The organism is Hoylesella shahii, from assembly GCF_937990675.1.
GTDB classification, from domain to species: Bacteria; Bacteroidota; Bacteroidia; order Bacteroidales; family Bacteroidaceae; genus Prevotella; species Prevotella shahii.
Window position 1 is genome coordinate 1 of sequence record NZ_CALKQY010000034.1, and the last position, 10,431, is coordinate 10,431.

At 45.0% G+C, this 10,431-nt stretch carries 5 protein-coding genes; all 5 read right to left on the reverse strand.

Annotated elements, in window-relative coordinates:
- Positions 1–236: 236 nt before the first annotated feature.
- On the reverse strand, positions 237–1,688 hold the full coding sequence (locus tag QME03_RS05610) for a signal-peptide-containing protein (protein WP_281723737.1): 1,452 nt from the start codon (positions 1,686–1,688) through the stop codon (positions 237–239).
- Between the two features lie 107 nt (positions 1,689–1,795).
- Positions 1,796–3,355 (reverse strand): SusF/SusE family carbohydrate-binding protein, encoded by a 1,560-nt coding sequence (locus QME03_RS05615; protein WP_281723738.1) that lies wholly within the window; start codon positions 3,353–3,355, stop codon positions 1,796–1,798.
- 21 nt (positions 3,356–3,376) lie between these two features.
- Positions 3,377–5,110, reverse strand: a complete 1,734-nt coding sequence (locus tag QME03_RS05620) for a RagB/SusD family nutrient uptake outer membrane protein (protein WP_281723739.1) — start codon at positions 5,108–5,110, stop codon at positions 3,377–3,379.
- A 31-nt stretch (positions 5,111–5,141) separates the two neighbouring features.
- The gene (locus tag QME03_RS05625) at positions 5,142–8,138 is read right to left on the reverse strand and encodes a SusC/RagA family TonB-linked outer membrane protein (RefSeq protein ID WP_410521756.1); all 2,997 of its coding nucleotides are present in this window, start codon (positions 8,136–8,138) and stop codon (positions 5,142–5,144) included.
- A gap of 223 nt (positions 8,139–8,361) precedes the next feature.
- Positions 8,362–10,023: a DUF6377 domain-containing protein gene (locus tag QME03_RS05630; protein WP_281723741.1), complete on the reverse strand. Its 1,662-nt coding sequence runs from the start codon at positions 10,021–10,023 to the stop codon at positions 8,362–8,364.
- Positions 10,024–10,431: the final 408 nt, after the last annotated feature.

Below are 10,431 nucleotides of genomic sequence, written 5' to 3' on the forward strand. Positions count from 1 at the left end.
GATTGAACGTAACCTTTACATCGCCATTGGGCGAAGAAACCTGTTGGGCCATGGCAGAAGTTGTGGCCACGACGAAAACAAGGCATAAGAGATGAATTATTTTTTGCATTGTAGTTGCGGGTTTTTAAGAACGTTAATGGGGTTTGAATAAAGCGCGTTAAGGCTAAGTGCAGCATTATGGGCAGGCCTTAAAGCCTGCCCACGCGCAATGCATAACATGTGCTTCAAGGTAATAGTTACTTCTTAGTTAACTTGATGATTTTACATCCATGTGCAGGCACAATTACCTCCACCTTACCATTTATCACGCCTTCATCGGCGTGCGTCCATAGGTCGCGTGTATTCCAATTACCATTCAAACCTATCTTTTGCAGTTCCAAGCTTCTGGTTGCTGGAGTCTGCTCGCGATTGAACAAACCAATAATCCAGCTACCATCACTCATTTGTCCGTACCAAATTTCTCCGTTCGCATTCCAAAAGTTGCGTTCAAGTGGCTGTCCCACAAATCCGTCTTTTTGTAAAGCGAGCAATTCCTCGTTTTGAAAGAACTTCAAGTTGTTGCCAGTTGGCATATCAGTCACGGATATAGGACCGCCAGCCATGAGTGGTAACGATACCGCCGACATTTTTTCATCATCGTTGGCAAAGCTTTCAATACGAATGAAGTCGCCATCAAGACGCACTTTCTTGCGTCCTGAAATTTTCGACCAGTTAATAAATCCATCGAAAGCATTTTCAGAGTTGGGCCAACCGCCACGCAACGATCCTCTGTTGTTTTCGGAAAAACGATACCACGAACCTTCCAAAACATCCGCATCAATGCGCACCATATTACCAGCATATTGCTCAAGCAAGGCATTATTTTTTAGGTGTGGCATAACAAGCGATACGTAGATGCCATATTTTTGTGCGTATTTGTTAATCCATTGTAAACCTTTGACATAACGCTCGCGACCATAGCCTCGGTCAATTTGGTCGGTATAGTTCATTCCGTCTTCGTACCACGATAGGAAATCCATGCGAATAAACTTCACGCCTAAGTCAGAATAGTGCTTGAAGAAGCCTTCAAAATACTGTTCGGCCCCGGGGTGGTCGGTTAGCACCCATCCAAATTGGTCGTTCTTATTGGGGTGCAACACATCAGTATCTTTCTTGGGGTCGTATCTAAGACTGGCAACAGTGATGCCATCTGTACCCGGAATAATGGCGTTGGGGTTGGTGTAGTGTAGCCAAAAAGGACTATCGTACACGCCCAGTTTCAAGCCTTTAGCCTTAAGTTTGGCCACAATGGTGGTTAGAGGCACCTCGGGCGAGTTTTCATCCTTCTGCGTTCTGCTATAACGCGTCATATAACCATCGTCGCCACTCATCGACGCAAAACCATCGGTAACGAGCATATCATATCCATAGGGTTTGAGATTAGTGGCCACATAGTCGATGGCTTTGTCCCAATCGTCTTCGGTAAAGATGTTGGGGAACGAGCCTTCTTTCTCTTGTTGGCGTAGTGCACCGTAGAGACTCCAGTATAAAGGCGCCTTATCCATGCCCGGCTGTTGAGCAAGTGGGGTGAGGCCAATAGTGGGATCGGTGGCATCGATGGAGAGATCGTTGGTTACGTCCCAAGTATTACTGTTGCAGCTGGCTGTGAGAAGCAAGAAGGCCATGCTGGCAAAAAAATATTTTTTCATGTTCGATATTGTCTTGCTGTTAAGTGTTGGCGACGCCCACCCTCTTCATATACATAAAGAGTAAGCAACTGTGGACATCGCCGTTAGAAATTAAATGAACAAAAACGTTATGCACCCAAGTAAGTAATGTTAATCACTCGCGCTGAAAAATTGATGGTAATCTTATAGGTTCCAGCAGTGGTGACCTTCCATTTCTTGTCGTCGCCACCTTTAACCACGCCTCCATTGGTAATGCCAGTGGTCCCAACAAGGGTGTTGGCAGCAGGAGCTTGAAGCCATTCGCCCGAGAAATCGTTGTTGGTAGAGGTGATGGCAACCTTAAACTCGCCTTCCTTTAGTTTTCCTTGCCATGAGAATTGTAGTGCATTTGTAGTCTCCTTAGTCATAGCTGTTCCTGCAATATCCCATCCTGTAGGTGTGGCATCGCCCACCAGTCGGGCTTCGGCAGTGGCTATGCTCGAAGACGTTTCGCCCACATACTCGGCCGAAATTTTATGAGAAGCCATGTCTATGCCGAGTACATAATTGCCACTTTTGGTTACTAACCATTTGTTATCGTTGCTGGTGCCATTACCGGCCACCATGCCATCGGCAGCCACACCATTTTCGTTAACGATAATTTCGTTGGCAGGTGCATAAAACCAATCTTTATCTTCAGTGCCAAATCCGCCTGTGTTGGTGGCCATTAGTTTGAAAGAACCAGCCTTAAGCTCACCAGCGTAAACAAATTTGTGGTCGGCCACCTTCTTGAAAGGCATTGCCTCGCCGATGTTCCAGCCTGTTGTTGCATCACCAATGATGAAAAGCGTGGGCGTGGCCCATGGGTCGGAAGCAGGTACGGGGGTGAAAGAAAGCACCGAAAGACTGTGGTTGGTGAGGTCGAACATCAGTTTGTAGGTACCAGCTTGCGTAACCTTCCACTTGTTATCAGCGCCACCAACATTCATTCCTTGGGCCGATACACCTTCGCCACTGACAGTGACGTTGGGCTCGACCGCTTGAATATATGGTCCAGCAAAGTCTTTAAGTACGGTTCCGTCGTAAGCCAGCTTAAACTCGCCCACATTGAGAGGGCCTTCGTAGGTGAATTGCAAAGGCGAATCAGAGGTCTTGGTGAACATCGTTGCAGCTTCTGTGGTCCATCCTGCGGGGGTGGCATCGCCGATAAAGCCCAAGGTGTTAGAGATGATGGGTGTTAAAGGCTCGGCCCCTTCGTAGGTGGCGTTGATTTTAAATTCGCGCAAATTAAGTGTAAGGGTGTAGATGCCAGCTTGTGTAACCTTCCACTTGTTGTCGTTTCCACCTTTTCGAACATCGATTGCAGATTGTGCCACACCTTTGTCGTTAATTTCGGTTTCCGCAGCAGGAGCGTAGATAAAAGTAGAGCCCCAGTCGCCTTTAGCCAATGGGAATTTTAGTTCGCCCGTGTTGAGCTTACCGTGATAAGTGAACACAAACTGGTCGTTCGCATCGCGAGTAAGTTCGGTTGGGTTGTCGATAGACCAGCCAGCAGGCGTAGCGTCGCCCACCATATATAAGTGCGCCACCTTGAGGGGCAGGTTGTCGTTAATCACTACGATATCTTTATCATCATGACAAGCCATCAAAGCCAAAGTTGCCACTAGAAGCAAGAAGGCGTGTGTTGCATGTTTAATTATATTATTCATTGTAATTGTAGTTTAAAGTTGTTATTTGTCGTAACCAGGATTTTGTTGTAAGTGCTTGTTAGCACCCAAGATGTCGCGGTGTAGTGGGAATATTAGTGTGTGATTGTCTTCATCGGCATCTTTGTCCCACCAAGCGTTGAGAAACTTATCAAAGCGAATGAGGTCGATGCGTCGGCGTCCTTCGGCAAAGAATTCGCGTCCCCATTCGTTAAGCATCTCTTTCATGTCTAGCACAGCAGTTCCTTCTGGTGCATAGAGTGCCGTATTCCAGTTGGCAGGTGGGTAGTTGCGCTTTCTAACTTCGTTAAGTAAGCGTGCAGCAGAAGTGGCATCACCTAGTCGTAACTTACATTCGGCAAGACTATAAATAATTTCAGGAAGTCGTATTTCGCAGTAGTCGGACTCCAATTGCCCGGTCTCGTTGTCTGAGTATAGCGGATATTTCACAAACATCCAACCAGAGTTATCGTCGCCATTCTCAAGTCGGCTGTCGGCATTGGCAAGCCATTTATCGCCATCGGTGGCACCAAACTTACCTACTGCATCGCGCAAGTCGAGTGTGTAACGCCCATTGTGGTCTTTTAAGTAGGTCGTGTTGCCATTATCATCGGTATAAGCAATCTTACCATATACAAATAGTCCTTCGCGCTTGTTATTACCAAGGTTGGTGTATTTTTTCAGTCTTACGTCTGAAGGATAATCCTTAAAACGTGCAATAGGCATACCCAATTCAAAGGTGTATTTTTCTCCTTTGGGATTATAGCTAGGCGAAGCCGAGTATTTGATGTTGTGACTTCCTTCTTTGTTTTTGGAGTCTTTGAGCCAATCGCTAGCTTTAGAAGGAACCGACCACCAATATAGGTCGCCTTTGTAATGCCAATGCGAGTAGCCAGCAGAGCCGGGGAAAGCAAAAATAACTTCGTCGCAGGTTTCATTGTTCCAATCGAAGGCTGCATCCCAGCGTGGTGCTATCTTGTAAGAGCCATATTCGCCATCGATGATTTTTTGTGCATAGTTGGCACAATCAGTAAAACGGTCTTCTCCAATATACACCTTGGCGTTGAGGTAGAGACGTACGAGTAAGGCTGCAGCGCCAGCTTGAGTCCATTGTCCTTGAATGTTTTGATTACCACCCATGGAGGTTTTCTTGGTAAGCATGGGCAGGGCTGTCTTTAGTTCGTTTTCAATAAAGGCGAACAGTGTTTTGGGGGAAACTTGCCCTTCACTATTCTTAGCTGTATCGTAGAAGCTCACTGCTAGCGGAACATTGCGGAATGCATCGAGCAAACGCAGATAAAACCAGGCGCGTAAAACGCGGTTTTGGGCCTTGAGATTGTTGAACTCGGAATCTGAAAAGCCAAATTGGGATGCCGAAAGATTATCCAAATCTTCGATAACGAGGTTGGCTTGCATGATACCTTGATAACAACCATTGTACTCGCTTTGTGCCTCGCCGTTGGTGTTGAGCCATTTGTGGCGGTGCAGACGCGCCCATCTACCTCCATCATCCCACCAGTCTTCGCGTGTGGGTGTAATGAGTTGGTCGGCTGTTTCTTCGTTAAGCACTTGTCTGCTTTGTATGCTCCAGTATCCATGTTCAAAGGGGCGGAGCACAGAACGGATAACATCTTCTTTGGTGTTATAATAGTTTTGCGAAGCTACTTGGTCGTAGAGCGTCTCGTCGAGGTTGGTACATGCTACAAGACTTGTAACCAACATCAGCGAAGTGGCCATATATTTAATAGTATTTCTCATATTGCGATGATAATAATAGGTGGGGTTAGGGTCAGAATTCTATTTGCATGCCCAGCATAAATTGGCGTGTGTTGGGATAATAAGAGCGTGAGCCTGTGGCACCAGGAGTTAAGCCGTTAACTTCCCATGTTGAAGGGTCGATACCCGAGAACTTGGTGATGGTGAAGAGATTGTTGGCCGTGGCAAAGATGCGCACGCTGTCGATAAACCGCTTGTTGAGGTTAAGCGTGTAACCAATGTTCAGCGAAGAGAGTTTAAGATAGTCGCCTGGCTCTAAGAAATAGTCACTAACGACGGGGTTTTGGCTCACTAGCTTGTTCTTGCTATAGGCCTTGTCCATCACATTGCCTTGAAAATTCTTGGTGGAATAATAAAAGTCGTGAATGTTGAAAATATCGAAGCCCAACGCTGTTTGGAAGAATACAGAGGCGTCGAATTGGCGATAACGAAAGGTATGTGTCATCGAACCAGTGAAGCGGGGTAGACCATTGCCAACAAATTGGCGGTCTTCGTCGGTGGCATTGTCGGCCAGCACCATATTGTTGTCTTTATCGTAGACCACCCAACGGCCTTGTTTGTCTATGCCTGCATACTTCAACATGTAGAAACTTCCAATGCGACGGCCTTTTTCTATACGTTGCAAGGTGTGGAAGGGGTAGGGGTCTTCAGGGCTAACTTCGTCGTAATAGTCTTGGCCTACAAACTGACTGTTGCTAAAATCAATGAACTTGTTGTTCATCGTGGCGCCAACAATATTGAGTGTATAGCTGAAATCCTTGGTTTTGATGGCGTTCCATGTTACGTCAAATTCAAATCCACTGTTGCGCATCGAACCCACATTCACAAAGGTAGAGGTGAAAAGATAGGGTGGGACAGATACGTTGTAGTCGCCAAGAAGGTCTTGCTGGTGACGACTGAAATAGTTGAACGAGCCATAAAGTCGCCCATTAAGCAGTGTCCAATCAAGTCCGATGTTCCAGTTTTTGCCTTTTTCCCAACGTAAGTCGGGGTTAACATTTTTTCCTGGTCCCCACACTTGATAGTATTTGCCGTTATAGGTGTAGTATCCAAAGCCACTCATTGTGTTGAGCGACTTATAACTGTCGAAGTTTTGATTGCCCGTTATGCCATAGTCGGCACGCAACTTAAGGTCGGTAAGCCAGCTTTTAGTGTTTTCCATAAAAGGTTCGTCGGATATTCGCCAGCCGGCAGACACAGCAGGGAAACTTCCCCATTTGTGATTGGCGCCAAACTTAGACGAACCTTCGCGACGTAATGAGGCAGTAAGCATGTAACGTCCTTTCCAATCGTAGCTAAGGCGACCGAAGAAAGAAATTAGTTTAGTGTCGTTCTTAAACGACCCCATGCCCAATTCGCCCTTTTCTTTGGCAAATGTACCAGTTCCAAGGTTGTTATAGGTTAAGGCATCGTTTGGGAAATCTTTGTTGTCTGCATTGAAACCAGCGTAAACGTCGTATTCGAACGAGTATCCCAACATGGCCTTGAGATTGTGTTTGCCCCACGAGTTGGTGTAGTTGGTAACCCATTCTAGACTGCGGAGCGAAGACTTGGAGTAGTTTTGCGATGCCTCTCCATCACGCCCGGCGTTAATGGCTAACGTGCTTGTTGAAGGACGAAACCATTGGTTGTAGTTGTCGTATTGATGATCGGCGAAAGTAAGTTGCGTGTTAAGAGTTTGCTTATCGTTGTCTTTCAAAAGTAAGGGGAAGAGGTTCAACTTCACGCTTGCATCCCAATCGATAAGCTTAGTGGTACCCGTGCTTTGGTCGAGCGTAAGCAATTCCACGGGGTTGTAAGCGGCAGGCTGACCTTTAAAGTTGTAATAGCGAGCGGGATTTTGTTGATCCATGATAGGCGTGGTGGGGTTGGCTTCTACTGCATTGCGGAAAACGTCCCACGAAGCGTTCTTACGATAGGCTACACGAGGGGAGATGTTAACGCCAAAGGTGAACAATCCGTTGCGTGTGGTGTGGCTTAAGGCAGCACGCGCACCATATTCTTCGCGTCCTGAATAGCGGTCGATACCTCTTGCGTTACGATAATCTGCCGACACTCGATAGTTAGAACGTAGGTCGCCACCGCTCAAAGTAAGTGTATGCTGAGTTTTGATGCCCACCTGACTAACCTCTTTGAGCCAATCGGTTGACCCTCCAAGGTCGTAACCTGTGCCCGAAGCGATGCGGTTGGCACGATACTCGTCGGCATCAAGCATATCTAGTTCGTGTTTTATCACATTAAACGATACCATACCGTTATATGATGTGTGCATGTTTCCATCGCGACGTCCCTTTTTAGTGGTGACAAGCACCACGCCATTAGAGCCACGCGTGCCGTAGATGGCACTTGCAGCACCATCCTTAAGAATGTCGAAACTTTCGATGTCGTTGGGGTTAATGTTGGTTAAGTTTCCACCAGGTACACCATCAATGACGATAAGAGGCCCTAATCCAGCTTTACGCGATGATACGCCACGTATTTGTATACTGGCCTCTTTGTTGGGGTCGGCCGCGCCTGTGTTGGTTACCGACACGCCAGCCACCTTACCTTGAATCATCATGGAAGGGTCAACAGAGGCAACTTGTGAGAAATTGGCCGACGATACATGTGAGATAGCAGATGTTAGTTCTTTTTTATCCATCGTGCCATAGCCCACAACAACCACCTCGTTTAAGTTGGCTGCGGCATCGTCTTGTAGCGTAATGTTAAGTGTAGACTTTCCGTTTACGCCCACTTCTTGAGGCTTAAATCCGATGTAGGAAATTCGTAAAATAGCCTTTTCGTTTGAAACGCGGATAGAGAAACGGCCATCGAGGTCGGTGGCTACGCCGTTTTTGGTTTGTTGCTCAAGCACAGTGGCGCCCACTATGGGTTCGCCATTCTTGTCGGTAACCACCCCCTTAATACTGAAATTTTGGGCAAACGCAGTGGTGCAACATAGCAAGAGCCCCAATAGGGCCAAAGTTTTGTGCCACGAGATGCCTTTGATTTGCACGGGTATCATAATCATTGGTTTAATTAAAGAATTTTAGATAGTTTATTGATTGCATTGTTGCCAACAGCAATTAGTTTAATCTTGCAGCTGTTGTGTTTGCAAAGATAATATAAAATACCCCCGACAAAAACACAGGGTATTAAAAATATAGTGAGTTTAAAAGTTTAATTATTTAGTATTCAATGTGTTATGTGTTTCCCTATAGGCGTAAAAAGTAGTAAAAATAACGCCTTGAAAGTTATTGCTCGTTGGCTATTTTGCCAATTTTCATCACCATGTTTTCAAGCTCTTCACGATTTCCACGAGCCTTGTTGCGTACGCGCGTGCGATAATTATAAATAGTGGTGGTGGAATATCTCAAGAATTGGGCAATCTTAACACTGTCTGTAATGCCCAATCTGATTAAAGCGAAGATACGCAGTTCGGGGTTAAGTATATGACCATTTTTAGGGGTAATCTCTTCGCCTGATTGCAAAAGAGCATTAAAATCTTCAACAAAGGTTGGGAAAAGTTGAATGAAAGTGTCGTCGAACCTATCGTAAAATTCAGCCAAAGCCACCTCTACTTCTTTGTTTGCAACCTTTACAGCTTCTGCCATGTCTTTAGTTCTACCCGTAGACAGTAAATTACTGAGATGGGTTCGAAGACGTCCCATTTTTTCAAGATATATTGAGCATTGATCCATATACCTTGCAATATAGGTTTCTTTGAGATAAGAGTTTTCGGCAATGAGCAAATTTTGTTGTGTTATTTCCTTGTTATATTGAGTGAGTTGGGCGTTCATTTCGCTTAATTGCTCGTTTGCTTTGGCCAATTTGTCTTGGGCAGCCACCACCACCTTTTTTTGTTTAAGCACGTAGCGAATAGCAAATAGGAGCGATATAGCTAATAAACTGATGCCCACAAGCACTCCAAGCACTACCATTTGCTGTTGATGTTTTTTTGCAAGATAGGCTTGATTGATGATGGGGAAGGTGTCTAATATTTCTAAAATACGCATTCGGGCATTACACTCCTTAGCATCGTCCATACAAATGGTGAGATATTTGTAAGCACGGTCGATGTCGCCATCTTGAAAAAGCATGGTTGCCACTTTGCGAAGCGAAATGTATTCTCGCGTATCACTCTTCATGTCTTCGATGGCCGATATGATGTAGTAATACTTGGCTGTTGTGGACTGGCCAAGTTTGCTGTATGCTTCTGCAACTGTGTAGGCGTAGGCTGCATTCAAACGGCCGTCGTTGCCTAGATTAAAGGGTAACAAATGGTTTAAGGCTTGCTGGTATTGACCATGTGTAATTAGTTTGTCCGCCAGCACCATCTTGTAAATAGGAGTCGATGCTTTGTAAATAGCTAGGAGCGAATCTCGGTATGTGTCGGTGAGATGATTATATGTGTCTTTTTCTTGCTGAGTAACAGCGAAGTCGGCCATCAGTCCATACAGCGTTCGGTAGAGGTGATAAAACTTCTCTCGTTTCTTATTCTTGTAAGGAAGTTGGTGTTGTGTGGTAAGCAATTCGTAAGCTTCTTTAAACATGCCGATGGTGATGAGTGCTTCTACTTTGTGTAATACGGCATTAAACATTTGTTCATCGTCGTTTGCTTGTTCTGCTAAAAGATAAAGCTTACTGGCATAGTAAAGCGAAGAGTCGGTGTTGAAAGCTGCGTATTCTTGCCAAAGTTGATCGCAAAGGTTCATTTCCTTGTTTAAGTCTCGCCCCTTTATACTCTCTAAGGAAGAGCGAAGTTGGTGTATAGTGCGTTCTTTGTTGGCGATGAAGGTGGGCCGAAGTTCTATGATGTGATCCAGTTCATTGAGTAGGCTATCGCTATTGGTCGCACCAATCTTCAAGATGGGTAAAATCGCTATCAATATCAGGGTGAATATCTTGGTATACATAACTTCTTTTTTTGTTGCTTGAGTAGAACTTAATTGTCTATGTGGGCATGCGTGGGTCTGTTGTAGGTAAATTGCAGGCGAACGTGTTTATAACATGTTCCTTGGCAGGTGCAAATTTACACCTTGTTTTTGAAGATATGCAATTTTAGGTTATTAAATACCTTTGATGTCTGTTAATTTGTTCCGTTATTCTAGTTCTGTACAAAAGAATGGCGTGCTTTTTAAAACTAGTATAAGGTTCATGTAAAGCACATAAAGGATGTAAGTCTATCTTTTTTTATCTGTGATGTGTTGGAGTAGAACGTCTGCAAAATAGTTTTTGTCGCCTTCAAAAGCAAAAATAGAGACATATATATTAATAAGGTGTATTTGCTTATTTTGTGTTCTTTTTGTAAGAAAAGGAAAAAA